General features: G+C 47.1%; 23 protein-coding genes and 1 tRNA gene. 14 read left to right on the top strand and 10 right to left on the bottom strand.

Translation table 11 applies throughout. The annotated features are described in order from the left end of the window. Window positions 1–86: 86 nt before the first annotated feature. The 4 genes from OH458_RS06060 to OH458_RS06075 are packed head-to-tail and all read left to right on the top strand — an operon-like array spanning window position 87 to window position 3281. Entirely contained in the window at window positions 87–1130 is a 1044-nt protein-coding gene (locus tag OH458_RS06060; RefSeq protein ID WP_269977612.1) for an ion channel, read from the top strand. Beyond that, complete coding sequence (locus OH458_RS06065) at window positions 1130–1546, top strand: DUF350 domain-containing protein (protein WP_005470379.1); 417 nt, start codon at window positions 1130–1132, stop codon at window positions 1544–1546. Before OH458_RS06060 ends, OH458_RS06065 begins: the two co-directional genes overlap by 1 nt. A gap of 8 nt (window positions 1547–1554) precedes the next feature. Further along, the gene (locus tag OH458_RS06070; protein ID WP_269977613.1) at window positions 1555–2115 is read left to right on the top strand and encodes a DUF1190 domain-containing protein; all 561 of its coding nucleotides are present in this window, start codon (window positions 1555–1557) and stop codon (window positions 2113–2115) included. Between the two features lie 2 nt (window positions 2116–2117). Then, on the top strand, window positions 2118–3281 hold the full coding sequence (locus tag OH458_RS06075; RefSeq protein WP_269977614.1) for a glutathionylspermidine synthase family protein: 1164 nt from the start codon (window positions 2118–2120) through the stop codon (window positions 3279–3281). Between the two features lie 52 nt (window positions 3282–3333). On the opposite strand, the gene OH458_RS06080 is transcribed toward OH458_RS06075, so the two are convergent. From OH458_RS06080 to OH458_RS06105, 6 genes are all read right to left on the bottom strand, one after another. After that, on the bottom strand, window positions 3334–3792 hold the full coding sequence (locus tag OH458_RS06080; RefSeq protein WP_269977842.1) for a copper chaperone PCu(A)C: 459 nt from the start codon (window positions 3790–3792) through the stop codon (window positions 3334–3336). Window positions 3793–3816: 24 nt separating this feature from the next. After that, window positions 3817–4956, bottom strand: coding sequence for a hypothetical protein (locus tag OH458_RS06085; RefSeq protein WP_269977615.1), 1140 nt, complete (start codon window positions 4954–4956; stop codon window positions 3817–3819). Beyond that, window positions 4953–6116, bottom strand: coding sequence for a methanobactin export MATE transporter MbnM (locus OH458_RS06090; RefSeq protein ID WP_269977616.1), 1164 nt, complete (start codon window positions 6114–6116; stop codon window positions 4953–4955). Before OH458_RS06090 ends, OH458_RS06085 begins: the two co-directional genes overlap by 4 nt. A gap of 5 nt (window positions 6117–6121) precedes the next feature. Continuing rightward, complete coding sequence (locus OH458_RS06095) at window positions 6122–7018, bottom strand: MbnP family copper-binding protein (protein WP_269977617.1); 897 nt, start codon at window positions 7016–7018, stop codon at window positions 6122–6124. Window positions 7019–7150: 132 nt separating this feature from the next. Next, on the bottom strand, window positions 7151–7564 hold the full coding sequence (locus OH458_RS06100) for a hypothetical protein (protein WP_269977618.1): 414 nt from the start codon (window positions 7562–7564) through the stop codon (window positions 7151–7153). 218 nt (window positions 7565–7782) lie between these two features. Continuing rightward, complete coding sequence (locus OH458_RS06105; protein WP_038214734.1) at window positions 7783–8352, bottom strand: UPF0149 family protein; 570 nt, start codon at window positions 8350–8352, stop codon at window positions 7783–7785. Between the two features lie 126 nt (window positions 8353–8478). Between OH458_RS06105 and OH458_RS06110 the strand changes: the two genes are divergently transcribed. The 6 genes from OH458_RS06110 (at window position 8479) to OH458_RS06135 (ending at window position 14389) form a co-directional block, all read left to right on the top strand. Then, window positions 8479–10911 carry a hybrid sensor histidine kinase/response regulator gene (locus OH458_RS06110; protein ID WP_269977619.1) on the top strand — a complete coding sequence of 811 codons (2433 nt, stop codon included), beginning with the start codon at window positions 8479–8481 and terminating at the stop codon, window positions 10909–10911. A 222-nt stretch (window positions 10912–11133) separates the two neighbouring features. Then, the gene (locus OH458_RS06115; protein WP_269977620.1) at window positions 11134–11583 is read left to right on the top strand and encodes an L-alanine exporter AlaE; all 450 of its coding nucleotides are present in this window, start codon (window positions 11134–11136) and stop codon (window positions 11581–11583) included. A 145-nt stretch (window positions 11584–11728) separates the two neighbouring features. Next, a tRNA-Ser gene (locus OH458_RS06120) sits at window positions 11729–11816 on the top strand. Between the two features lie 296 nt (window positions 11817–12112). Continuing rightward, entirely contained in the window at window positions 12113–12850 is a 738-nt protein-coding gene (gene pnuC, locus OH458_RS06125; RefSeq protein ID WP_269977621.1) for a nicotinamide riboside transporter PnuC, read from the top strand. A gap of 4 nt (window positions 12851–12854) precedes the next feature. Continuing rightward, window positions 12855–13586, top strand: coding sequence for a nucleoside phosphorylase (locus tag OH458_RS06130; protein ID WP_269977622.1), 732 nt, complete (start codon window positions 12855–12857; stop codon window positions 13584–13586). Window positions 13587–13708: 122 nt separating this feature from the next. Continuing rightward, complete coding sequence (locus tag OH458_RS06135; RefSeq protein ID WP_269977623.1) at window positions 13709–14389, top strand: Crp/Fnr family transcriptional regulator; 681 nt, start codon at window positions 13709–13711, stop codon at window positions 14387–14389. 112 nt (window positions 14390–14501) lie between these two features. Here OH458_RS06135 and OH458_RS06140 read toward each other — a convergent pair whose 3' ends face one another. Both OH458_RS06140 and OH458_RS06145 read right to left on the bottom strand, forming a co-directional pair. Then, window positions 14502–16121 carry a methyl-accepting chemotaxis protein gene (locus OH458_RS06140; RefSeq protein WP_269977624.1) on the bottom strand — a complete coding sequence of 540 codons (1620 nt, stop codon included), beginning with the start codon at window positions 16119–16121 and terminating at the stop codon, window positions 14502–14504. A gap of 246 nt (window positions 16122–16367) precedes the next feature. Continuing rightward, window positions 16368–18434 carry a PAS domain-containing sensor histidine kinase gene (locus OH458_RS06145; protein WP_269977625.1) on the bottom strand — a complete coding sequence of 689 codons (2067 nt, stop codon included), beginning with the start codon at window positions 18432–18434 and terminating at the stop codon, window positions 16368–16370. Between the two features lie 163 nt (window positions 18435–18597). On the opposite strand from OH458_RS06145, the gene OH458_RS06150 reads away from it, so the two are divergent. The 4 genes from OH458_RS06150 to lhgO all read left to right on the top strand — a co-directional run bounded on the left by OH458_RS06150 (window position 18598) and on the right by lhgO (window position 24719). Continuing rightward, complete coding sequence (locus OH458_RS06150) at window positions 18598–19956, top strand: sigma-54-dependent transcriptional regulator (RefSeq protein WP_443088495.1); 1359 nt, start codon at window positions 18598–18600, stop codon at window positions 19954–19956. A gap of 303 nt (window positions 19957–20259) precedes the next feature. After that, window positions 20260–21270 carry a TAXI family TRAP transporter solute-binding subunit gene (locus OH458_RS06155; protein WP_269977626.1) on the top strand — a complete coding sequence of 337 codons (1011 nt, stop codon included), beginning with the start codon at window positions 20260–20262 and terminating at the stop codon, window positions 21268–21270. Window positions 21271–21361: 91 nt separating this feature from the next. After that, the gene (locus tag OH458_RS06160; RefSeq protein ID WP_269977627.1) at window positions 21362–23497 is read left to right on the top strand and encodes a TRAP transporter permease; all 2136 of its coding nucleotides are present in this window, start codon (window positions 21362–21364) and stop codon (window positions 23495–23497) included. A gap of 7 nt (window positions 23498–23504) precedes the next feature. Beyond that, window positions 23505–24719 carry an L-2-hydroxyglutarate oxidase gene (gene lhgO / locus OH458_RS06165; protein WP_269977844.1) on the top strand — a complete coding sequence of 405 codons (1215 nt, stop codon included), beginning with the start codon at window positions 23505–23507 and terminating at the stop codon, window positions 24717–24719. Between the two features lie 12 nt (window positions 24720–24731). Here lhgO and OH458_RS06170 read toward each other — a convergent pair whose 3' ends face one another. Then, window positions 24732–25187 carry a hypothetical protein gene (locus OH458_RS06170; RefSeq protein WP_269977628.1) on the bottom strand — a complete coding sequence of 152 codons (456 nt, stop codon included), beginning with the start codon at window positions 25185–25187 and terminating at the stop codon, window positions 24732–24734. 203 nt (window positions 25188–25390) lie between these two features. Then, window positions 25391–26791: a fructose-specific PTS transporter subunit EIIC gene (locus OH458_RS06175; protein ID WP_269977629.1), complete on the bottom strand. Its 1401-nt coding sequence runs from the start codon at window positions 26789–26791 to the stop codon at window positions 25391–25393. Window positions 26792–26795: the final 4 nt, after the last annotated feature.

The raw sequence follows: 26795 nt of genomic DNA on the forward strand, positions 1-26795 counted from the left end.
TTTAAAAACCAGCTGATTTGGCTGGTTTTTTTGTATCTGTTTTTTACTTTATATTCACTGTCGAAATTAATTGAAGTGGTGTGATTATGACCGTTTGGTTATTGGTAAAGAAATGGTTCAAGTCGCATGTCTTTCACTTGAGTAACCGAAACTTAATTATATTGAGTTTGGTGTATGTTGCTCTCTCGTGGGTAATGCTCAAACTGGCCGGTGAGCAAACTCTCACACAAGATATTGCGACCTTCGTTTACTACCTCATGGTAACAGCCTCGACGGTGGGCTATGGTGACCTGTCGCCAAGCAGTAACCTAGGTAAGTGGATTGTTGTTTTATTCGTTATCCCTGGTGGTTTAAGTCTTTTTGCTGCTTTACTGGGACGTGTAGCAAGTGGCGCCATTGAATATTGGCGCGCAGGTATTTTAGGTAAGCGGAGGGTTCGCGTGGAAAATCATATTTTATTGTTGGGTTGGAATAACGCTCGTACTATCCACCTTATTCGGATGTTGCAACACGAAGAGGAAGGGAAACGACCCATTGTGCTTTGCAGTCGCTCCGACATCGAAAACCCGCTACCCGGCGAAATCCAATTCGTTAAGGTGACCAGTTACACAGACAGCCAACAAATGGAAATGGCCCATGTGGAAGGTGCAAGCTGCATCATCGTGGATAATTTGGAAGACGATATCACCTTATCGGCCTCACTCTATTGTGCGAATATCAATCCTGATGCTCACTTGTTGGCTTACTTTAAGGATGAAGCCTTGGGTCACTTGTTGAGTCAGCATTGCCCTAGAGCAGAGTGCATTCCAGCGGTAGGTGCCGAAATGCTCGCCAAAGCGGCGGTAGACCCTGGATCGAGTGCTTTGCATCAAGAGCTTCTTGCTTCAACTCGAGGTATGACTCAATACTCGACGATATACCCGCAAGATCAGTCTACAGCTAAGGTCGAGCAAGTCTTTAGCTTCATCAAAAAACACTACCAAGCGACGTTGATCGCATTCGATGTTGGGCAGGGAATAGAGCTGAATCCTGATCTCGACCGCTCAATTCCAGCTGGTAGCAAACTCTTCTACATCGCCGATGAACGCATTGACTCGTTCAATTGGTCTTCCATGCATAAGGAAAAATAATGGAACTGTTAGCAGGCCTGTTGTCGGGCTTCCCAAACTTTGTGTTGTACTTTGGATTATCGATCGTATTCGTGATCGCGTTTAAGTTTATCTATGTTCGTCTTACTCCATACGATGAGTGGACTCTGATTAAAGAACAACAAAACACGACCGCAGCCGTCGCCTTAAGCGGTGCATTTCTTGGTTACTGTTTAGCCATTGCGGGCGCTGCTAAAAACTCGGTCAGCATTTTAGATTTTGCTGTTTGGGGATTGGTTGCCATGTTCGCTCAAATGATCGCTTTTGGTATCGTACGCTTTGTTTTAGTGCCGAAAATTGCTGAGCGTGTCGAGAATGACGAGCTGCCAGCAGGTATTGTTTTGGCGACAGTCTCTGTATCGATTGGCGTTTTGAACGCTGCGTGTATGTCTTACTAGGAGGCATGATGAAACGCAGTTCTAATGTTCAACGTCCATCAATGGAAAAGGCGATTGGAAAAGCCTTTCCGTTTGTGATGTTCGGGACCTTTATGGTTTTTTCTCAATACGAGTCTAAGACAGAAGGAGCGATTTACCTCGATAGCAACGAGTGTAAGAACAATAACCCCGAGCAAGCAGAGGAGTGTGAGCTCGCTTATCAAGAGGCGGTGGCGGAAGCAGAGCGTACAGGGCCTAAGTACAAAACCGAGCGTGAGTGTGAATACGATTTTCGTGAAGATGATTGTTATTATAGCTCTCGCTACTTTTCGTACATCCCCCGTATGGGCGGTTATTATTATTCAACCGATCTCGACGATTTTGATGGCTACAAAAAACGTTACTACTCGCAACCTATGTACCGTTTCAAAAAAGGGTATTACTCAGGCAGCGGGCAGTTTTTTGGCTCTCACAGAATCACCCCAGTTACTCTTGCCAGTAAGAGTTTGAAAAAAGGGGGAGGCACAATCGGCAGCGCGATGTCACGTGGTGGGTTTGGTAAAGCTGTGTCATCCAGTCGCGGCGGTTAACTATGTTGCGCCGAGAAATCAAAGAGCGACCAGACTGGAAAGCCCTCGCGCAAAGGTTCGGGTTTGGCTTTCATTCGATGTACGATAAACCGTATTGGGATGAGTCTGCGTTCTATCAGTTCAATCTGCAGCAAATTGAGCAAGATCTTGAAGCACCGACGGAAGAAATCCATCAAATGTGCTTATCCATTGTCGACAAAGTTCTGCGTGATGAGCAGTTGATGCGTCGTTGCGCGATCCCAGAAGCTATGTGGGATCAAATCAGGGCTTCTTGGTTGCGTAATGAGCCGTCGCTCTATTCTCGATTGGATTTCGCTTATAACGGTAGCGGCCCTGCCAAGCTGTATGAGAATAATGCCGATACGCCAACAAGTTTGTTCGAAACCGCGTTTTGGCAGTGGGTCTGGTTGGAAGATGTGGTCAATCAAGGGGCAATGGCGCGAAACGCCGATCAGTTTAATATCCTACAAGACTATCTTATCGAACGCTTTAAAGAGATCTCAACCTTGCAACCAGGTCAGGTACTTCACTTTAGTTGCTGCAAATACACCGAAGAAGACAAAGGGACCGTTCAATATTTAGAAGATTGTGCAAAAGAGGCGGGCTTGCAAACGGCCTTTGTTTACGTCGAAGATATTGGCGTTAGCCGACAAGGCCACTTTGTTGACAGTCATGATCGCGAAATTCGTTGGATGTTCAAACTCTACCCTTGGGAGTTTATGTTTGAGGATCCGTATTCGGTTCATTTAGCGACGGCGAATGTGAACTGGCTAGAGCCAATGTGGAAGTCTATTCTATCCAACAAAGCCTTGCTGCCCTTATTGTGGCAAGAGTTTGAAGGCCATCCTAATTTGCTTCCAGCCTATTTTAGTGATGATGCTAAGGCGGCAACACTCAAAGACTATGTGATTAAACCGCTGTTTTCCCGCGAGGGGGCGAACATCGAGATTGTAAGAGAGGGGCGTTCAATGGTTAAGACGGGCGGGCCTTACCAATCTGACTTATCGATTGTGCAGCAATACGCGCCGCTGCCAAAGTTTGGTGACAACTACACCCTAGTTGGCAGTTGGTTAGTCAATGATCGCGCGGCGGGCATTTCAATTCGGGAAGACGCATCATTAGTTACCCAAGATATGGCGCGCTACATTCCTCACGCGATTTTGTAGTCTAGATGTAAAGTGATTAGCCCCTTAGAATCAGCGCTAAGGGGCTTTTTCTTTAATGAGCGTGTACGTGTCCGTTCGCTTCAACCGCTAATTCGACTTCAACTTTGCCAGCGTGCTTAAATTGCAACGTCATCGTGAATCGGTCACCTTGCTTGTATGACTGCTTAGGATTAAAAATCATTAAGTGATAACCCCCTGGCTCAAACATTACCGTCTTCATGCTGCCAATGCGCACGCTGTCAATTTTCTTCATTTTCATGACACCATCCGCCATCTCATGCGTGTGAATCTCGACATGATCGGCGATTGGTGTAGAAGCGCTGATTAGAAAATCGTCTTTACTCGCTAAGTTTTTAAACTGGAAAAAACCGGCAATGACCGTGGCATTAGGCGGCGCTTCACGGCTCCATGGGTGATCGATTTGCATGCTGTCAGCGGTGTATTCGTGGGCGAACAGCTGAGTGCTAAATAGCGTTGCCACTAGGGCGAACAGTTGAGCGTATTTTTTCATCATTTACCTTCTTATATCGTCAGATTACCAAGTTAAATTGCCTTGATAGACAAGCCAGAACGCCGTCTGATTTTGCTCATCTATCTGTTCATAATTTGCTTGTAGTCGCAGTAACTGCATCGGAGCGAAACGCCAGTTAACAACGGCACTGTAGCGCTGAGGCGTGAGGCCTTTGGCATCTAGTGCTTGTTCAAAGTCTCGACTGGTGTTGGTGACTCGATTATCTGTGTGCAGCCAGTCGTATCTCAGTCCCAACTCTAATTGGTCATTCTGCCATCGCAGTTGACTTGAAAGCCCTTGCTGGAAGGCCGAGAGCTCGGTGTTGATTTGCTGAGAATCGACTAGGTTTGCGTCTAGCCGTTGTCCCATCCACTCGACATCCCAGGTCAGCTGTTGCCATTTCAGTTGGCTAGACACACTCACTAGTTGGGTGTCTCCTGTGAAAGTCATCGGACTGGTTTGGCTGGTATGCTTGTGGCTGTGTCCATCATCTTGCTGGTTGCTTCTCTGCTGAGCCGTAAACTGCGCTGCACTCGCGACCAATGTCAGCTGGTACTGCGAGCGCAGCTGATACCACTGATAAAGTACGCCAAATGCTGCTGGAGAGGCTGAGTCGGCTTGTGCTGGAAATTGATCGCCCCGGCCGAGCCATAAAGTCAGGTCTTGGCGATTGGTCGCATAGGTCACATGCACACTGTCATCTTGGTATTGACTAGCCAAGAACGCCTGTTGGGCTAGGGTAGGATCTAAAAATGACCAATCATGCTCATGGGTCGCATTATAGAGACCGATAGGGCTGAGCTGCCGACCGATACGCAGTGTCCAGTTTTGATGAAGGTAAGGTTGTAGCCACAGCTCTTCAATCTCGATAGCTTCTCCGTGGTGACTTCCAACCACTAATTTGGCCGCTAAAATCTGATCTAAGCTGGCTAACAATCCCAGCTCGCCATGCATTAGTTGCAACCCTTGTTCATGGTGGGAAACGTGCGCATCAGTCATCACGCCGGGGACTGAATACGGCTCTTCCCGGCTGGTTTGGTAATAGCCGAACTGGGCAAACAGATTGGACTGGAGGTTAACCTGTTGCCAGATAGGTTCAATCGGGTTTGCACTTGCTACGCTTGAAAAGGCGCACAAAGCGGTTGCGATGTTTATGACTTTCATTGGCTTACCTCTGCAACGAATGGGTTGGCGTAACGAGGGTTACTAATGAATACGGGGTCGCTTAAAGCGTGGAGAAATGCCAACATGTCTTGCTTTTCTTGTGCGCTGAGCGTGAAACCCTTAACAAACTCACTCTTATTGGGATTAATGCGCCCGTCACCTTGATGTTCACCTGAGGTGATGTTTCGACCGCCATTGGCATAAAAGTCGAGCACTTCCGCTAAACTCGCGATACTTCCATCGTGCATGTATGGCGCGGTAAAGGCGACGTTTCTTAGCGTTGGTGGTCGGAATTTACCTTTATCGCTTGGGTTTTGGGTGACGCTAAACAGGCCGTTATCTTCAATTGGGTAACTGCCTTGTGAGTCAAGGTTGTATAAGCCGGTATTAAAGAAGGGCCTGGACACAAACACTGAACCATCATGCAAGGTAGAGTCGCTGAAATTGAACCCATTATGGCAATGAAAACACTCCATCTTCTCGCTGTTGAACAGGTCTTGGCCCCGCATTGCAGAGCTGCTCATTGTGCCGCGATCAAAAGGCGAATCTTTGGAGATCAAAGCTCGGTTAAATACGGCCAACGCTTTAATCACGTTGGGGAACGTAAAACTGTCTTGTTGATTAGGAAAGGCGTTATTGAACAACTCTTGATACAAAACGTCATCGCGAAAGCGCTGTAAAATGGTCTCTCGGTTGCTATCGTTGATGCCCATCTCGACTGGGAACTCACCAAAGAGCGGGATCACCAATTGCTGCTCAATCTCCTTGAGGATCGGATTAGCCCATGTGTACGACGCGTTATAGGCGATATTGGTCAGAGTTTGTGAGTTTCTATGCAGCACTTCTCCCGTCGAGCCAGTGGGCACTTTTACCCCATCAGAAAAAGCCAGCGCTTGCTGGTGGCAAGATTCGCACGACATGGTTTGATTGCCCGACAATCGAACGTCATAGAATAGATGGCGACCAAGCTGGAACTTTTCTTCCGTTGCGGGATTCTCTGCAGGCTCTTTAGGCAAAGGAAGCGCGCCCGTTTGATAGTCGAAACCGTACGCGTTCACTGAGCTTTGCGGCTCTACCGTATAATTGGATTCACTGCCACAGCCCGCGACCAATGCGATCGCAAGCAATGCCAGCAAAGCAAACTTAAGGTCTGCTGGCATATTGATTACTCCACTGACACCCAAGATTGCGCACTGCTACAATCATCAGCAACGCATTGACCTGTGACAAGATCAAGCCCTAAATTGTCGAAGATGCCCTGACAATCTGGATCGCTACTGGAAGACATACAGCCCGGAGGAGTATTGGCGGTATTGGCGCTAATATCGCTGTTTGCGACCAACTTTTGATAGTCAAACACTATGGTGTGATCTTTAACGTTGTAGCTATCAAACTGATAAGTCGGGCGATTAGGACGAGAGGTCGCGCAGTTGATGATTTCGTTTTCAGCGTCGAGCACTTCACACCCTGTAGTACCTAAATGAATATTCCAACCTGAGACATCTAAACGCAGATGCTTATGGCCGTTTTGCCAGCTCCAATTCATGCCCATCACATCCAACGGGGAGACCGCATCGTCGCCATCGATACCAAAATGATTCAGCTCGGTAGGAACACCAATGGTGAAGCGCACTCCCGAGTAATCTCCTTGTGGGACGTAGCCTTTAATTTGTGTATTGATCGACTCGTTACCGTTTGCGCAGCTATCTGCGCCAGTTTCGAAGTCGAGTAGGGCGACATTTTGGTACTGCCATTTACCATCTTGTTCAAGTTGCACTGCGGTCTTATCGCCATTGTCGTTGATAAGTTGAATGTCTGACAGATATAGGCGAGCGTCTTTAAACTCAGGGTTAACATTCGTGGTGCCTGCCAGTGCATCATCCATTTGACGACACTCAACTGGGTGTTCGCCGACACGAGCGTTAAAGGTTAAGGTGACGGGTTGCAGTGAGCGCTGCTCTGCTGATGGCGAATCTGAGCCAGAGCCGCCTCCGCAACCAGCAATGAAACCGACGAAGAGAGAAGCTGCAATCATCTGCGAGCTGTTAGATTGGTTGAACATGGACTTTCCTTCCTTGTTTCTGGCATGCGTATTATCGATTGGTTAAAAGCAACGCAAGCCAGCGCCTCGAGGTCATAGCATCGCGGCGAATATTGTATTTTTGAGGGTTTTTAAGTAGGCCGATAAGGCCAATTAAGCGAGGAAAGCCAAAGGTGGAGACTGCTTGGGAGCCACCGACAGATAGAACTTACGTTGGCAAAGCAGTAAAGGTGAAGCAATGCTGCGGGTGTTGACTCGGCATAGCCACAAAGCGATAGCTGCCAAGACAATGGCCATGATGAGAATAGAAAGTTTGCACACATCCAGCAGTGGACAGCTGAACTTCAACGGATCGTGTATCTCGTTGCTATCGAGCGTAGCGCTGTTGTTATCTTCGATCAGTTCGTTGATGTCCACCCATTTAAAGCCGTCTGCGGTACAGAGTAAGACTTTCTCACCCTGCGCTTGCGCTAGCCAGTTATTGTTGTGGACTTGTGATGGGTTAAGTGACAGCGTGGCAAGCAAATAGAGCTGGAATAGCAAAGCGGCAATGACGTATAACGACATTACTCTCCGTTTTCTTTGCGAAATCCTTGTTATTTGCATTATTACAATCAGTTAACCAAAAACGGCGCGGATACTAACAAAGAAATTAATGGATTGTAATGGTTGTTTTATAAAATGGTGAGATTGGTGTCGTTTGGGGAATAAATCAGCGTGTTTGTTATTCGGCAGGGATATATAGAGTTAAAAAAGCCGCCAACAGTATGGCGGCTAAAAAGCGGTTAAGCTTCTTCGGTCAGCGCTGCACCACGCATGGTTAAGCCGCACAGCATCATAGGAACAGAATTAAAGATCTCTTCGAACTGCTCTAAACCCTCCATTCCTTGCTCTGCGAGAGTGGCTATCGATGTCTCTGGGTCGTAGAGCATACTCAGTGAAAGCAACACGCCACCGAGCAGTGCACTGTCCTCGCTATCTTCTGGCATGATGGTTTCCCAATCATCTCGCGCTAACTGCCAACCTTGGAGAAAGCCTTCACAGAAATCACGCGTCGCTTCATTGACGATTTCTTCCTCATCCAATGCGCACTCTTGCGGCCATTGCCACTCGTTACTGAGAAGTGCAGGGCGGTATTCATTCCAAAGAGCGACAATCAATTCAACATAGGTTTCAAATTGCTCACCATCCGAAAATGGCGCCACTTCTTCGCCCCCCCATAAAAACGGGAGCCACTCTTCAGGAGGAAGAATGTTTGGCGCCGTCGCCATTGCCGTGACAAAGCCATGAGTTTTAGCTTGATTGATTAGCTTGTCTTGAAGCTCAGGAAGAGCAAGAAGGTTTTGTAAGCTCAAGGTAAATACCATAAATGTGATTGAGTAGTGATTGCGCCATGGTAACAGGCTCACTATCCGATAAAAAGGTTGAAGGGTTCAATTATTCACTATAATTTTTGGTAAACGACAAAAATTCAGTTGGTTATGGAAAGAAGTTATTCGCTCAAACGGAAAAGCATTTACGCTTTAGCATTTTATCTTGCTGTGGTGGTGACCTTAATTGGCACCATCAGCTATCGGGTAGTTGAGCCACCGACGCGAATGCAGTTGGAACGCAATCTCGATCTTAGAACCGAGCTGATTTCAGCTCAAATTCGAGAGCCAATTAACAGCTCTCTAGGGATTCTTCAGGCCGTAGTTACCATCGGCAGCAACCATGAAACGCAATCGCATCAAGCCGAGCTACTTTTCAAGCTCTTTTCGTTAACGGACGGTTTGACCGTGAGTGGCGGGCTTTGGCCAGTGCCTCGTTCTATCGATAAAGACGTGGCATACAAAAGCATCTTTTTCAATCGAGCTGGTGATGGTGTCGTTGATCGTGTCTATTCATGGGATAACCCAGAATCGGGTGGTTACGACAACGAAGCGTGGTATACCTCGGTGGTCAATAAACCAGTAGGTACCACGGTTTGGTCTCAGGTCTATATTGATCCTTTTACTCAGGTGCAAATGATCAGCGCATCATCGCCATACTATATTGATGGTGTGTTTGCTGGCGTCGCAACGGTCGATTTATCCCTCGAAAATTTAGTTTCGTTTGTCAGGAAGCACGCAGAAGAATATGAGTTGGGTGTAATACTAAAAGACTCCTATGGGTACGTAATTACCGAGCATAACTTCCAACTGGTGGACGATATATACATCAGCCAACACACCTTTGGAGATTTCAACTGGAGTGTAGATGTAGTTAATGCGAAGCGTCTGGTTGCGGAACAAGTTTACGATGTAGTAAGAAATGTCGAGCTGGGAATTGTTCCCATCATGCTGGCATGTGTCATGCTTGGTTATCTTCTTATCAACCGCTTTCTTATCGCGCCCATTGTGTTGATTGCTAAGAAAGTTGATGACTCAAAACGCGGTGGGATAATTGATATTACGTATGACAGCAATGATGAAATTAGACACCTCATTGACAAATTTAATCAAAAAACCGTTTTTCTAGAAGCTGAGAAGGTAAAAGCGCAGGCATCGACCAAAGCCAAAAGTGCCTTTCTAGCCACGCTATCGCATGAAATTCGCACTCCTATGAATGGTGTATTGGGTACCGCACAAATTCTGTTAAAAACGGATTTGACCGAAGAGCAGCGCAAGCATCTCAAAACACTCTATGAATCCGGCGATCACATGATGACCTTACTTAATGAGATCTTGGATTTCTCTAAAATTGAGCAAGGACATCTTGAGTTGGAGCACCAGCCATTCCCACTTGAATCGATCATAGGCAGTATCAACAGCGTTTATTTCACGTTGTGTTCTGAAAAAGGTCTGCAATTTAAAGTGATCTCTGAGGTGCCTCAAGGTCGTTGGTATCGTTCGGATAAAGCTCGCCTGCGGCAAATCTTGTTCAACTTGCTGACCAACGCGGTCAAGTTTACTTCAAGGGGGTATGTTGAAGTTTACTTCACCGAAAAGCGTGCAAATGGTGTCGACTATCTACATATTCGAGTGAGAGATACTGGGATTGGCATAGCCAAAGAGTCGCAAGAAAAAATCTTTAAGCCGTTTGAGCAAGCAGAGTCATCCACAACGCGGAGATTTGGGGGAACAGGGCTTGGTCTTGCCATTGTTAAACAATTGTGTGAACTGATGGATGGCGATATTCACCTTACCAGCGAGGTTGGCATCGGATCTTGCTTTGAAGTTCAACTCAAAATGGAGTCTTGTGAGCCAGCGTTAACCACAGTGACTGAACATAAAAAACTGAGCTACAACGGGTTGAGAGCTTTGATTGTTGAGGACAACCGAACCAACGCCATCATTCTGACCACCTTTATGTCCAGCAAAGGTTTTGTTTGTGATTGTGTGGAAAATGGTGAGCTGGCGGTGCATGCGGTGGCAACAGGGGAATATGATCTCGTCTTAATGGACAATCACATGCCCGTTATGGACGGTGTTGAATCGACAACGGCTATCCGAGGTCTACACGACAGCAAAGCCAAAATCTTAATCTTCGGCTGTACGGCGGATGTCTTTAAAGAGACCAGAGAACGTATGTTGGGTGTAGGCGTTGACTACATTGTCTCAAAGCCTGTCGATGAAACGGATCTCGATGACGCTCTGTTCGCATACGCAGATAAGCTGTACCAGTACAAACCAAGCTTGCTTAAGTCGCAAAACGAGGCTGAAGGTGAGGGCGTAGAAGGGGTATTGCTCAAGTGTTTTATGGCAATAGAGAACAACGAATTCAGCGCTGCGTTGATGGAGTTTAATCAGATCAAACAGATCATTGGCGAGTTAGATGATGCATTTTTGCGTGCTTGTTTGATGCGTATTGAAGAAAGCCTTGTGAGGGAAGAAAGCCCTTCTCAAGAAGATTTGGACATCCTGACTGTGCAAATTACTAATTTTTGTAACTAACTTTCATAAATTGGCTTGATTTTGAGCGTTTTCAATAGTTTTAGTGATTCAAACCAAGTTTATCACCATATCTGGTTATTTATTTACCTAAATTAATTAAATTCAAAACCAAAAACTACAAAAATGGTGTTCTAATAGCGCCATTAACTACCTATATGTTCATTTGGTGGTTGATTGTTTTAATGATTGTTGTTTTTGTTGGTTTTTTATTTGGTTAGGTAGATGAAGTCAAGAGGTCCTTTCTGTATTCGCAATGCTGCTGCAGATACTTTCGCTATGGTCGTGTTCTGTTTTGTTTCTGGCATGTTGATTGAGATTTTGATCTCTGGCATGACATTTGAGCAGTCACTGGCATCACGAACTTTGTCGATTCCCGTTAATATTGCTATCGCTTGGCCTTATGGTTTGTTTAGAGATTACGTTCTTCGACAAGGCGCAAGGTTCTCTGACACGGGTGGAATGAAGAATGTCTCTGATCTAGTGGCGTACGTTTTGTTCCAATCACCAGTGTATGCAGCGATTCTGTTTACCGTTGGCGCTTCTACCGATCAAATCATCACTGCGGTTACCTCTAACGCGGTTGTTTCTTGCGGTATGGGTGTACTATATGGCTACTTCTTAGATATGTGCCGCAAGTGGTTCCGAGTGCCTGGCTACTATCAAGAAGCCTGATGTGTTCGAATCATCAACGATTTAGACAGTTAGTAACCAAACAATCACGCTAAGGCGCTTTTTTTCCTCTTTAGGCTTGACCTAACCCAATAGAATCATTAAATTAGCGCCTCGTTAGCCAATGATGCTAACCACAATTTGATTCGGTGAGTTGTCCGAGTGGCTGAAGGAGCACGCCTGGAAAGTGTGTATACGGCAACGTATCGAGAGTTCGAATCTCTCACTCACCGCCACATTCTAAGCCCCAGCAGAAATGCTGGGGCTTTTTCGTTTTTCTCACGGTGGAGAAGATGAGTGTGTATCTCTATTACGATGTACTAGTGTATCGCAATAGTACTATTCGTATAAAATGGCACCTTAATAGTTTTAATCAGCCAACTGTTAGATGACCATGTATTCTGAGCTTCTAACTCAATATTGATCTGATTTATGATCGGGTACATCGAAGGGAGGACAAATGTCCTCCTTTTTGTTTGCTGCGACGCCATAAGATGAGCGCATTCCAAGCACAATAATAAAGGACATCTTCATGGACCTATTTACCCTGTTAGACATCAACAACACCCTAGTTACCATTCCTATTGGTGATGGTTATGCAATGAGCTGGATTGAAGCCTTTGGTACGGTTTTCGGTTTGCTTTGTATTTGGTTTGCGAGCCAAGAAAAAACCATCAACTACTTATTCGGTTTGCTGAACGTTACACTTTTTGCCGTCATCTTTTTCCAGATTCAGCTTTACGGATTGCTTCTGCTTCAATTGTTCTTCTTCTGCGCCAACATTTATGGCTGGTATGCGTGGACAAGACCTAATGCCCAAGGTGAGACACTTGAGGTGCGTTGGTTAAGCAAGCAGAAGCTAATCGCGACAGGTTCAGTAAGCATTGTTGCGATTGCGATGTTAACGATTTACATCGACCCATTCTTCTTTGCGTTAGCGAACATTGCCGTCGATAGCTTGAATGTGTTCGGTGCTGGTTTATCGGAACCAGTCTTAGAGCCAGATGCATTTCCGTTCTGGGATGCAACCATGACAGTACTTTCTATCGTGGCGCAAATCTTGATGACACGTAAGTACGTTGAGAACTGGATCCTGTGGGTAGTCATCAATATCATCAGCGTTGGCATCTACGCGACACAAGGTGTGTACGCAATGTCGGTTCAATATGCGATTCTGATGTTCATTGCGGCAAATGGCACAAGAGAGTGGGCACGTAGCGCAAAACGCAACGGTGAGAAGACCCTAACTCAAGCGACAGCACAAGGTTAAGCCAATGATGAAGCAACCTCATATTGGCGTAGATAGCACGCAAGTAGCCCCTCGAGTGATCGTGTGTGGCGAGCCAGATCGAGCAAACCGCATTGCCGCGTTGTTTGATAACGCAGAACTGGTTTCTGAAAACCGTGAGTATCGAGTGTTTAGCGGCACATATCAAGGTCAACGCGTCTCAGTGTGCAGTACTGGTATCGGAGCACCATCGATGATCATTGCGGTAGAAGAGCTAAAACAGTGTGGTGTAACAGATGTGATTCGTGTCGGATCCGCGGGTGCAATGCAATCTGGCATTAAACTTGGTGAGTTAATTGTGGCAGAAGGTGCGGTAAGAGATGAAGGGGGGTCAAACGCTTACGTTCGTTCTTCTTATCCAGCTTATGCGAGCTTTTCGTTACTCAAAGCGCTCGACAGCTATTTAGCGGAACAAGAAGCGCGCTACCATTTAGGTGTGGTTCGCTCCCATGACAGCTTCTATACCGATGACGAAGAAGCGATCTGCGAGTACTGGAACAAAAAGGGTATTCTTGGTGCGGATATGGAAACCTCAGCGCTGTTTACTGTTGGTCGTCTGCGTGGTTTAAACGTCGCTTCCATTTTGAACAATGTGGTTTTGTATCAACAAGATGTGAAGGAAGGCGTAGGGCAGTACGTAGACGAAGCGCAAGTCATGATGGAAGGGGAGCGCTTGGCATCTTATGCTGCTCTTGAAGCCTTGATTGCGCAAAGTTAACTTGATCACAGCTTAGCTAATTATTGAAGCGGCACTTTGGTGTCGCTTTTTTATTGGCTGTCATCAAGTTGATCGAACGAGTACAATCTATTTGAGATTGTTGTCATTAAAGAGAAACTCACGTGAAAATAAGCCCTTACCCCACTGGACGTTTCCAACGCTTTCTAGAGCAGAAAAGCGCCGAGTTTCGTGACTTAATCTTTCAATGCCAAATCGGCAGTCGCTATTTTGATTCTGGTGAGGAGATCCTTCGCCAAGGTGAGCAGCTTCAATATCTGTACGTTGTACCAGTCGGTCGAGTTTCGATGAGCATCATTGCTGCCAACGGTCGTCGTTTTCAACTGGGCGAAGCCAATTGCGATTACCATCTTTATGGTGAAATGGAGTACTTCACTCAGACACCCTGCCAGTGGAATGTAGTGGCAGATGAACACATGCAAGTGGACATCATCTGTATTCAAAAACTGACTGAGGCACTGCATCAGCAACCTGACATGATGTTCTTTTTTGCTTCTGCCTTGGCAGAGGATTATCAAGATTCAATGGATATCTACACTAATCGCTTGTTACATCCGATCACCTACAACATCGCTTATGACTTGCTGGTGCAAAAACAGACCAACACCTTGCTTGGTGGATTCGATAAAGTAAACCAAGAAGCGGAACGCTTTGGTACCTCAGGGCGAGTTTATCGCCGAGCCGTAAAAGATTTGATGGATAAGGGATTGATCAAAAAGGGAGAACAGGGGCTTGAGATTATTGATGAAGCGGCGCTAATAACATTTCTTGATACTTACGAATAAGCCGCCAGTTATCCCGCAGGCTCTGAATAAAAAGTGTTTAGTTGCACCGTTGTTTGGATAAACAGCGACCGCCATTGCGGCGGTAGCTGCGCCAATCTGAAGTTTGTCAGGGTCAAACCTTAAAATACTTCAGCTGATCATTGAGGTGCTCGGCGGTGTTGGCCATGGCTTGGCTGTCTTGTGCGAGCGATTGTGACGCTTGGAGCACTTCGTTTGCGGCAAGATGGATGCCTGTCACGTTTTCATTCATCTCTGTGGCAACGGCGCTCTGCTGCTCTGATGCGGCGGCGATTTGCGCCACCATATCGTTGGCGTTTTGCATTTCAACCACAATTAAATCTAACTGCTTTCGAGTGTTTTCCGAGGATTCAACGCTTTGAGCGACATTTTCATTACTTGTTTGCATTGCTTCGAAGGTTTTGTTTGCTTGTTCAGTTAGCTTCTCAATGGTGTACTGTACTTCATTGGTTGAATTTTGCGTGCGGCTCGCGAGATTGCGGACCTCATCCGCGACAACGGCAAAGCCTCGGCCTTGTTCACCAGCACGCGCCGCTTCAATCGCCGCATTGAGCGCGAGTAGGTTGGTTTGCTCAGAGACGTCACGGATGACTTCAACCACATTGCTGATTTCGTTAACCCCAGCTTGCAAACCGCGAACCAAATCATTGGCGAGAGAGATATTGTCAGAAACATGCGCAATCGACTTTGATGTAACCTTCATTGCTTCATCGTTGACTTGAACGTGGTTGACCACTTTGCCTGTACTTTCTGAGGTGTTTTCTGCATTTGTGGCAACATCCGAAATTGTTGCGCTCATCTCGGTCATTGCGGTCGAGAGCAACTCTAGTTGGCTATGCTGAGAGTTGACGCTGGTGGCAGCTTCTTCACTGGCTTGAGCAATTTGACTCGCCATGGTACTTGATTGAATCGCCGAGTCATGGGCGGTGCTGAGGGTGGTTTGCAGCTTATCGAGCATTTTATCCATTTGCTTACCCATATCACCTAGCTCATCTTTACGTGCAAGGTTAAGACGACCTCGCAAATCTCCATCGGCGATGTTGTGCATGTGGGTGATGAGTTTTTCTAGAGGGATAAGGATATTATTTGAGATCACGTAACCCATGGCGAACAGAAGCCCAGTCAGGATAAGTGCTACGACGGTCTCTTTGATAGCAAGTGCGTAAAAGGCCTCCTGAATGTCAGAGACCAGAATGCCAGAGCCAATAACCCATCCCCATTCAGGAAAAAGTTGCACGTAAGAGATCTTATCTTTCAGCGCGCCTTGAGGGCTTTTCCATTGATAGTCTAGGAAACCTTTCTGCGCTGGTGTGTTTGAAATGGCCACCATTTCCTGCCAGTGGTGCTTACCCGAACCATCGGTAAAGTTTTTGGCCGTTTTGCCATTCAGCTCAGGTTTGAGCGGGTGCTGAACGACACGTGTTTGCTGGTCAACAATCCAGAAATAATTATTGCCATCGTATCGGATGGCTTCAATCGCTTTGAGCGCTTGCTGTTTAGCGGTCTCGTCTCCAAGGGTTTGACGTTGATTGTAGTAATGCTGAGTCAAACTGAGCACAGATTCGACCTGCGCTTGAAGTTTGTCTTGGCGCTCCAGCATTGAGGAGTTACGTTGTTGCAGTAAGTTGTATGCGCAAGCCATCGCGATAAGAATTGCCGACAATAAGACAATCGACGCGAGTTTGGATTTTATTGTTAGGTTACTTAGTTTCATTATTGATCCGATATTATTGTTCTGACGTCACCGCGAACTTTAACAAGGATCCGTTTTCTTTGAGCGACTGAGTTCATAAAACCACACTGTTCATAAGTTTTCATATCAGTAAGGTGCATTTGATCAAACAATGCGAAAAATGAATAAAATACGGTAAATTTTCATGGCGTTAGGCGCAGTTTGCTTCGGTAGGACGGCTGCTAGGGCTGACTAAGAGATGTGGTGAAGGAGGCAGCGGTAGGTTTGCTAGCGCCCGCTTGTGCAACTGTCCAACGTCAGGGTGAATGTCATCCCTGATTCCGTGTTGAGCGAGGCATGAATGGTGCCTCGCATGTCTCTGACATTATTGGCGGTGATGGCAAGACCCAAGCCAAGACCTTCGCCAATTTTTTTATTGGTTTGGAATGGTTCAAAGATGGAGCCCAGTTGGTCAGGGTCAATGCCGCAGCCATTATCGGAAACATCCAAAGTAACCTCGTCACCGATGCGTTTGGCGTTGATGCTAATGGCTGGATTAGCGCGGCCTTTGAGCGCATCAATCGCGTTGCGAATCAGGTTACCAAGTACTTGACGCAGGCGTACCTCTTCTCCCAATACCCAGTTGACATCTTGCGCCACCCGCACTCGAACATCGATCGATTTGAGGGCGTCTTGCTCTAGCCGGAGTACTTCTTCTAGGGCCAAGGTCAGAGAGACGGGTTCAGGCTTTTCCAGCTTCTGAAAGGCAAAGGATTTCAACTGAGAGGTCATGTTAGCCATCCGATCAATTAGGGTGTTGACCAGTTCTAAATTGGCTTGGGCCAGTTTTGTTTCACCCCGTTCGATAAGCAGTTGATTACTGGATAATAGCGTTCTCAATCCTGTCAGCGGCTGGTTGAGTTCATGCGTAATCGCGCTCGACATTCTACCTAACGCTGCTAATTTACTGGTTTCGATAAGCTCCTTCTGCGCTTCCTCTAGCGCTTGGCTTCGCTCTTCAACTCGTTGTTGCAGCAGTCGGTTTGCCGACTCCAGTGCGATTTCTGCCTTCTTACGTTTACTGATGTCCATGATGGTACATAAGTAGTAGGAGTGTGCATCCCAGCGGAACTGGCTGATTGAAAATAGGACCGGGAAATGACTGCCGTCACTGCGTCGGGCGAAGGTTTCGACGCTACTCAGTTCGGCGACTTCTCTATGTTGGGAAAGGTTTTTGAGCAACCTAAGTGTGGTTGAGTTTGGATTTCCTGTATCGAACAACTGCCAAGCATCCACTGAACCAATCATGGAATCGGCGAGGTTAAAGTAGCGTTTTGCCATCGAGTTAATGTCGGTGATCAAGCCGTCTTTATTGACTAATAGGATCCCTACGTGAGTTTTGTTGATCATGGCATTGAGCCGCTTTTCAGACTCGACTAATAATTTCTGAATTCTCACTTGGCTCAAGGCTTTTTGATGCTTCTGATAGCGAATGATGAGTAGCAGACAGACCACGATACAAGCCGCGGCAATGCTCCAGCTTAACCAGGCAACATTGTTTTCCATTGTACTGATTGGGGTGAGATAGGTGAGCTCCCATTGCAGATCGTCTAGCAGGACAGATTGCGCGAGGTAACGCGTTTTACCGAGCGGCCAAATTGAAAAACGAGTGTCGTCGAACAAAGTGGTTGGCTCGCTCATTTGTTGTTTGTCGAACGCATCATTAAACCAGTCAGCGGTGAAAGTCTTGCTACTAGAGAGAAAAACGTGGCTGTTGGGTTTCTCTGCCAAAATGATTTCTTCACTGGTAAGCCACTGTTCGGTGAGTAAGCTCAGATCGATTTGAACGACGACAATGCCAGCAATATCGAGCCCCAAGTACATCGGCGCGGCGAGGAAATACTCAGCAAAGGTTCCCTTGTTTTTGGTGACGACTGCCACGCCTTCACGCTGTTTATGGATTTGCTTAACAATGGATTCGATATCTGTGGGGGGGAGTTGGTATTGCTTTGAGCTTGATGCCAACACATCCCCGCTTGATGAGAGAATCGACCAACCGAGCGTATTGGCGGCTTTGTCGAGCTTGGCCAGTTGCTCTTCGATATCACGTTGTAATGTTAGGTTGCCTTTGAGGTAGTCGAGGCTTTGCGAGTCGTTAGTCACAAGGTAAGGCAAATGGTAGAAACGTTGCAACGAGCGGCGAGCATCACCGATATAATCGAGCAATCGCTGCTCGGTTTGGCTTTGAATTGCGCTCAAGCTCCATTGAGTGGCGATCTCTCTGCTGGCGATCTGAATGGCGCTGATGGCCGAGATCACGAGAATCACTAGCCAATAACGATGACCTCTACTCATTGGCGTTTCCTAACTCAAACGGATGGGCTTCTCATTGGTTTTACCATCAACACGCTAGCAAATTCCCAATTTTTTGTTAAGAACTTGTAGATGAAAAGTGGGAGCTAGCTCCTTTCCGTTGTTGACTTTTTCTCATACCGTTGCCGAAGGAGGAATGCATCGTATGGAAGAAGTTATGGAAGCATGTGTCGCACTGGTGGAAGATGATGCCATTGTTCGTCAAGCGACCAGTCAGTGGCTGCAGCTCGCTGGGTTTGAAGTGAGTCCGTTTGATGATGGTGAGCAGTTGATGGCCTCGCTCCAGCACAGTGAATTCGACGTAATCGTCAGTGATATAAGACTGCCCGGCATCGATGGCGTCGATCTGCTGAGCCAAGTTAAGCAGCGATTTCCAACTATTCCCGTGATATTGATTACCGGCCATGGTGATGTGGATATGGCGGTGAAAGCGCTGCAAATGGGCGCTTATGACTTTATAGAAAAGCCGTTTGACCCTCAGCGTTTGTCCGATACCGTGTTAGCCGCCGCCGCCCATTATCAACAGGGCAAAGAGCGAGAAGATAGACGCTCTTATCTTGAGAGCGTCGACGGGATTGAAGAAATCATCATTGGTCGTAGTCAGGTGATGTGTGATCTACGGGAGCAAATCGCCAAAGTGGCGACCATCGATACCAATGTGATCATATACGGCGATACGGGATGTGGTAAGGAGTTGGTTGCGACATGTTTGCATCAGTTCAGTCGCCGGCAGCGTCACCCTTTCGTTCCCCTCAATTGCGGAGCGATTCCAGAAACCCTATTTGAGAGCGAGCTGTTTGGTCATGAAGCAGGGGCGTTTACAGGAGCGACCAAACGTCGCGTTGGAAAGCTGGAGTATGCCAACAAAGGGACCCTGTTTTTTGATGAAATCGAGAGTATGCCGCTCGCGATGCAAGTGAAAGTATTGCGCTCTTTGCAAGACCATATGGTTGAGCGAGTGGGAGGCAATCAGCCAATCTCAGTCGATTTGCGCGTTGTGGCCGCCGCTAAACACGATCTGATGAATCATCCTGATTTTCGCCAAGACCTTTACTATCGATTGAACGTCGCTCAGCTTTATCTTCCGCCCCTTTGCGAACGAGAAGATGACGCTTTGCTTCTGTTTGAGCACTTTTCCCATCAAGCCAACCAGAATACGCGTTTAGCCAGTGAAGCAGACAGGCAAGCCCTATTGACTTACTCGTGGCCTGGCAATGTTCGTGAACTGCGCAATGTGGCGATCCGGTTTGCACTCGATGAATCGGTCACGGTGGGTGAGATTCTCTCTTCTCGACCGAATACTTTAAGCGAAACCTCCAACGCCGGAATTCCGTTAGCGATTCAGGTCCAGAGCTTTGAACGCAAAGTGATTCATGATGCGCTGGTACGTCACAACGGCAAAATTACCCAAGTGATGCAAGAGCTGGATCTTCCACGGCGCACGCTCAACCAAAAAATGGCGCGCTATGCTTTGAATCGCAGTGACTATGTGAGTGGCGATTGAGACAAATTTGTGGCGGGATAAGCAAAATTTTGCTCACCACAAATTTGCTGCGGTTTGTTTGAATGATCACATTTATTTAACTTTTGAGTCATTAATAAGGGGTATGTGGCCAATATGACCCTGTGTAATGAGCCATTTTTTGCTCATTGCCCTCTTTGTAAATGAGCAAGATTTTGCTCATTTACGTCACTATATGATTTTCTGTCTAAATAATTCAATAACTTACGATTTGGCACTGCTTTTGCTTTTACAGGTTTGATTTAACAAAATAATAACGTGAACAACTCTACATGGAGAGTAAAGATGAAATACAACAAACTGGTGAAAACCCTAGCGGTCGCGATGGCTTCTTTTGGTTTGGTATCGAATGTGGTAGCAGAAGATCGCAGCTACATCCTTGCAACGGCATCGACAGGGGGAACGTATTATCCAGTGGGGGTTGCTTTGGCGACCTTGAGCAAAGTGAAACTGGCACCTAAGCATCACTTCTCTTTGTCAGCGATCAGCTCAGCGGGATCTGGTGAGAACGTTAAGCTGCTGAATGAAAACGAAGCGCAATTTGCCATCCTGCAGGGGTTGTACGGCGCTTGGGCTTGGTCGGGTCAAGGTCCTTATGAGAAAAGTGGTCGCCAAGAAGGGCTACGCTCTGTGTCTATGCTTTGGCAAAACGTTGAGCACTTCATTGTCCGTTCAGACCTTGTGGAAAGTGGGACGGTAAGCGATCTGAACAATCTAGATGGCAAGAAGTTTTCCATCGGTAAGAAGAACTCAGGGACAGAGAACTCTGGTCGTCAAATCATGAAAGGCTTAGAGGTCGACCCAGACAAGTTTAATCTTGCCTACATGGGCTATGGCGGTAGTGCGAGTGCACTGCAAAATGGCACCATTGATGGCATGAACACGCCAGCGGGTGTTCCTGTCGGAGCGGTAACTCAAGCATTTGCCGCACTGGGTGATGATATCCAAATCCTATCGTTTACCGATCAGCAGATCAAAATGGCGAATGGCAAATACAACCTTTGGACGAAATATGAAATCCCAGCCAACACCTACCCGGGTGTCGACAAGCCGATCACAACCATTGCTCAACCTAACTTCTTAGCGGTTCGACAAGACATTTCTGAAGAAGATGTTTACCAACTAACCAAAACAATTTACGAAAACCTACCATTCCTACAAGGCATTCATAAAGCAACAAAAGCGATGGCGATTGAAAAAGCGATCGCGGGTTTGCCACTACCTCTTCATCCGGGAGCTGCTCGTTACTACAAAGAAGTGGGTGTCGAGATTCCGTCTGAACTATTGATCAACTGATCACCTGATAACGCGCACCCGATGAGCGGTGCGCGCTTCAATTATTATTTGTTTTGCTCTACTGAGAAGTTGGAGTGCGTTGGAGTGGATTATGAGCGATTCGATGCAAGAGGAATTGCAAAAATTTGAGTTACCTACCCGAACGGATTTTCCGTGGGTGGGCAAAGTCATTACCGCGTTTGGTGTGGTGCTATCGCTGTTACATATTTGGTTCAATACCTTGTCGACCTTACCCGAGTTATGGATTTCAGCCACGCACTTTGCGGGTTTTGCTGTGATTTGTGCGCTGTGGTACCCAGCCCATATTTCGCTAAAAAAGAGTAAGTTCGCGCTTGGGGTCGATGTGCTGATTGCGATAGCGGCGCTTGCTTGTCTGGTGTACATCCCATTTGCGGAAGATGCGCTGTATGAGCGAGGAGTTAAGTTTGTCGCCAGTGATTGGTTTTTTGCCATTCTTGCTATTGCCATTGTTATCGAATTGATTCGCCGAACCATGGGTTGGTTTATTCCCATGCTGATCTTGGTGTGTTTAAGCTACGTGGTGGTGTGGGGACAGTGGGCAACTGGCATTTTCCATTTCCCGGGTTTAAGCCTTGAAACATTGCTGTACCGCAGCTTTTACTCTTCTGAAGGTATGTTTGGTTCGATCTCTCGGATCAGCTGGACCTTCGTTTTCATGTTCATCTTGTTCGGCGCCTTCTTAGTGCGTTCAGGGGTGGGCGATTACATTATTGATGTTGCACGAGCGGCCGCGGGTAAAATCATTGGTGGCCCTGGGTTTATCGCCGTGATCGGCTCTGGTTTAATGGGGTCTGTCTCTGGCTCGAGTGTCGCGAACACTGTGTCTACTGGCGTTATTAGTATCCCCTTGATGCAAAAAGCGGGTTTCCCATCTCGATTTGCTGCTGGAGTTGAAGCCGCTGCATCCACTGGTGGGCAACTGATGCCTCCTGTTATGGGGGCGGGTGCCTTCATTATGGCCTCGTATACGCAGATTCCTTATGTCGACATCATCGCGGTGTCGTTTATTCCTGCGCTGATTTACTTCTTATCCGTAGCGTTTTTTGTCCGTATCGAAGCAAAGCGCAGCGGTGTACAAAAAGTAACGACGAGCGATGAGTCTCTGTTTAAGGTGCTGATTTCCGGTTGGCACAATCTGATTCCATTGGCTGTGTTAGTTACCTTGTTGGTGCAAGGCTTCACGCCCACCTATGCAGCTGGGCTGTCTATCATTTCAGTGGTTGTCGCGTCGTGGTTTTCCAAAAATCACAAAATGGGCCCTAGAGCGATCATCGAAGCGCTTTCCCAAGGGGCGAAAAACATGGCCACGACGGCGGTGTTACTGGTGGGAATTGGCTTGGTGATTAACGTTATCAGCACCACGGGGATCGGAAACACCTTCTCGCTTATGATTGATGGCTGGGCGAATGGTGATTTGTTTACCATGATCGTGTTGATTGCACTTGCTTCATTGGTACTCGGTATGGGGCTTCCTGTTACCGCAGCGTATATTGTGCTGGGTACGCTTTCTGCTCCAGCGTTGTACAAGTTGCTGGCTGAGAACCAGCTACTTGATCTGCTAGTGACTGGTCAACTGCCTGAACAAGCAAAAGCGATCTTTATGCTTGCCGCGCCTGATAAGCTGGCGCTCTTGAGTGCACCCATGACCCTTGAAACGGCAAAAGAGATGATTGCGCTAGTCCCTGCCGATTTCATGGAAACTCTGCTAGAGCAAAGCCTTGGTTTAGAAGCGGTTGGCCTAGCGCTGCTGTCGGCCCACTTAATCATTTTCTGGCTCTCTCAAGACAGTAACGTGACGCCGCCAGTATGTTTGACCGCGTTTGCGGCGGCGACGATCGCTAAAACGCCACCAATGCGCACAGGTTTAATGGCATGGAAAATTGCCAAAGGGCTTTACTTGGTGCCTTTGTTGATTGCGTATACCGGATTGGTCAGCTGGGATGTGACGTCAGTACTTGTCACGGGTGTGTTTGCCATTGTCGGGACTTACGCTTTTATCGGCGCAATCGAAGGATACCTAGAGGGAGAACTCAATATGCTGGTTCGTATTGGGTTAGTTGCGATTGGTTTGGCGCTCGTTTGGCCTGATGTACCGATCTGGATTCGCTTAGTGTTAAGTGGTGTGTTCATTGCGATTTTCCTTCACAGTGGTCGCCAATCTTCGACATTGAGCGTGAAGGGACCAGCGGACAAGGTGGCCAATTAACATGAGTATGGAACGAGTGTACGACTATGTGGTTGTAGGTGGCGGGATCGTCGGTGTGTCTACCGCTTGGCAACTCAAACAAGCCCAGCCTGATAAAACCATCCTATTGATTGAAAAAGAGTCGGGATTTGCCCATCACCAAACAGGGCATAACAGCGGTGTTATTCACGCGGGTGTCTATTATCAACCGGGAAGCCTCAAAGCTGAGTTTTGTAAACGAGGGGTAGAGCGAACAGTCGATTTCTGCCGTCAACACAATATAGCGGTCGAGAACTGCGGTAAATTGTTGGTCGCCACAAATGATGTTGAGCTGCAACGGATGCACACCCTCTACCAACGCTGTGATGAGAATGGGATTGAGGTTGAGCTGTTGGACCAAGCTCAGTTAAGTTTGGCTGAGCCGAATATCACAGGGCTTGGCGCCATTTACGTTAAATCGACCAGCATAGTGGATTACAAACAAGTCACCGCTCAGATGGCCAAGGCGTTTGTCGAACTCGGTGGAGAGGTGCAACTTGAATCGGAAGTGATTGCGGCTCAAGAGAGCAGTGATGACATCTATCTCACTTGTATGAGCAAAGGCGAAAGTTCGGTGGTGGTGGGTAAGTTCTTAATCACGTGTTCAGGTCTGATGGCCGATCGAATGACCAAGATGCTATCTATTGAGACTGACTTTCAAATCGTGCCTTATCGCGGGGAGTATTATCGACTTGATTCCAAGCATAATGGCATAGTGAACCATCTTATATACCCCATTCCTGACCCTGATTTACCATTTCTGGGCGTGCACCTCACCAGAATGATTGATGGTTCGGTGACGGTGGGGCCTAATGCCGTTCAGGGTTGGAAGCGGGAAGGGTATGGGGTGGTCAATTTTAGCCTCAAAGACACTATGCAGATGCTGCGTTTCAGTGGTTTTTGGAGAGTGACGGCGAAACACCTCAAAACTGGGCTGGTGGAATTTAAAAACTCATGGTGGAAGCCTGGTTACTTGAAGTTGGTTAATAAATATTGTCCTAAGATAGAACTTGCAGATTTAAAGCCTTATCCTGCCGGCATTCGCGCTCAGGCGGTGATGAAAGACGGTACGCTCGTTCATGACTTTCTGTTTGCCGAAAGCCCTCGCAGTTTGCATGTTTGCAACGCACCATCTCCTGCTGCGACTTCAGCGATGCCTATTGGTGAATACATTTGCCAAAAGGTCATCGCGAAAGTGGAGTAAGTGATCGTCGGGTTAAGGGGTTGGAATGGTGTTAAAGGTTGCGTCAAATACGCTTCTATCGCCTTCTGACAACTTAGCCTGATAATTAACTGCTTGCTGGTAGTGCTCTGCGGCTTGCGCTTTGTGATCGGATATAGATAACGCATGGCTTAACACCACGTTGGTGAATGCTTGAATCCAGTCTGCCCCTTCACCGTCAAAATGTTCAAACGCGCTTTGGGCAAATGACAGGCTCAGCGTTGACCCACTGATGCAAAGCGCTCTTGCAACGGCGAGTTCAGCAAGATGAATGTTGTCTGCCGTGCCTACGCTTGACCAATGATAGAGCGACGAAAATGCAACCGTGAGTAATCGTTGCTGCTCTTGTGTTGTACTGGCTTTTTCAGACAAGCTCCAAAATTCGTTGTTACATTCGATAGCGAAGTAGCGGTTTAGGCGAGTAATTTCATCCTGTGTCGGTTTTGCCATGAGACATCCTTTTGTTATTTTTGGATTGATAGATATAGGCCGATTTCCCATCGTATCTATCGCCAACGAAAAGGCACGATTTCAGAATAAGCTCTTGGAAGCACTCTAGGTTTTTTAGGCCAGAAGGTTGCCAATGGGTGGAAATGGTTGGAAAGAAAAAGCCCGAGCATCTATTTGCTCGGGCTTGTTTTTGAACGAGTGAGTTAAGCTTGAATTAAATCTGCGGCTTTCTTCATTGCTTCTTTGGTTGAGCACTCAACCACGTTCGCGTTAGCAAAGCGCTGTGCGTCTTTGACTTGAATGTCGTGAGCGAGAATTACCAGTTTCGCGTTTGCAACATCTAGGTCAGTGATGCGGTTCTGGATACCGTTTTGACCTTGAGTTTCTACTTTGATTTTCAGACCCGCAGCTACACCTGCTTTCTCTAGTGCTTTCGCTGCCATGAATGTATGTGCTACGCCAGATGGGCAACATGTTACCGCTACTACGTCGTACTCGCCTTCGCCTGCTGCTGGAGCCGCTTGAGCTGGTGCAGGTGCTGCTTCTGCGATTTCGTCTTCTGCTTCTTCTTCAGCCACTGGTTTCCAGAAGCCTACGATAACTGCTGTTGTTAGTGAGCCTAGTGCGATACCCACAACGTACATTGGTATGTTGCTTGATACTGGCGCCGTGATTAGACCACCCCATGGTGCATGTAGTAGAACGTCTGTTAGGAAGCCGAATACACAGCCCACGATACCACCGGCAACGATTGAAGGAAGTACGCGCATTGGGTCATTCGCTGCGAATGGAATCGCGCCTTCAGAGATACCGATAGAGCCCATGATTGCTGCCGCTTTACCTGCTTCTTGCTCTTGCTTAGTGAACTTCTTCTTGAATAGGAAGGTTGCTAGTGCCATGCCTAGAGGAGGCGTACAGATTGCGATACCAACACCACCCATTAGCCATGGTTGAGTGTCTACTTGAGTTTGAGCAAATAAGGTTGCTACTTTGTTGATAGGGCCGCCCATATCGAACGCCGTCATACCACCAAGAATCGTACCTAGAACTACTTTAGACGCGCCAGCCATTGAAGCTAGGAACTCGTTCATAGACGCCATGAACAGTTTGATTGGCTCACCGATACCCCATAAAACGATACCAGCGGAGATAAGCGTACCGATAAGTGGGTAGACGAAATAAGCGCCAAGTGCCGTCATGTTAGCAGAAAGAGGGATTTTCTTAAGTTGGAAAACCACGCCACCAGCAATGAAACCTGCCACGATACAGCCTAAGAAGCCGCCGCCCATATCCGCCATGATGCCAGAAGAGATCATCGCTGGCGCAAGCGCTGGTTTATCTGCAATTGAGTAACCAATGAAGCCACCCAAAATAATTGGGAACAGCACCAGACCTTTAATACCGATATTAGAAATATCAGCCAATAAACCGTCTGCGGGAACCGCACCTTTACCTGATGCCATTACCGCTAGTGCCAGAAGTACACCACCCGCAACAATAAATGGAAGCATATGAGAAGTACCGAATAAAAGGTGTCCTTTCATGGTGCTGAGTAGTTTTTTAAAATCGCTATTGTTAGTAGCTTGAGCTGTTAGGGTACTCATAATT

This window comes from Vibrio sp. MarTm2 (assembly GCF_027587055.1).
Classification (GTDB): Bacteria; Pseudomonadota; Gammaproteobacteria; order Enterobacterales; family Vibrionaceae; genus Vibrio; species Vibrio sinaloensis_D.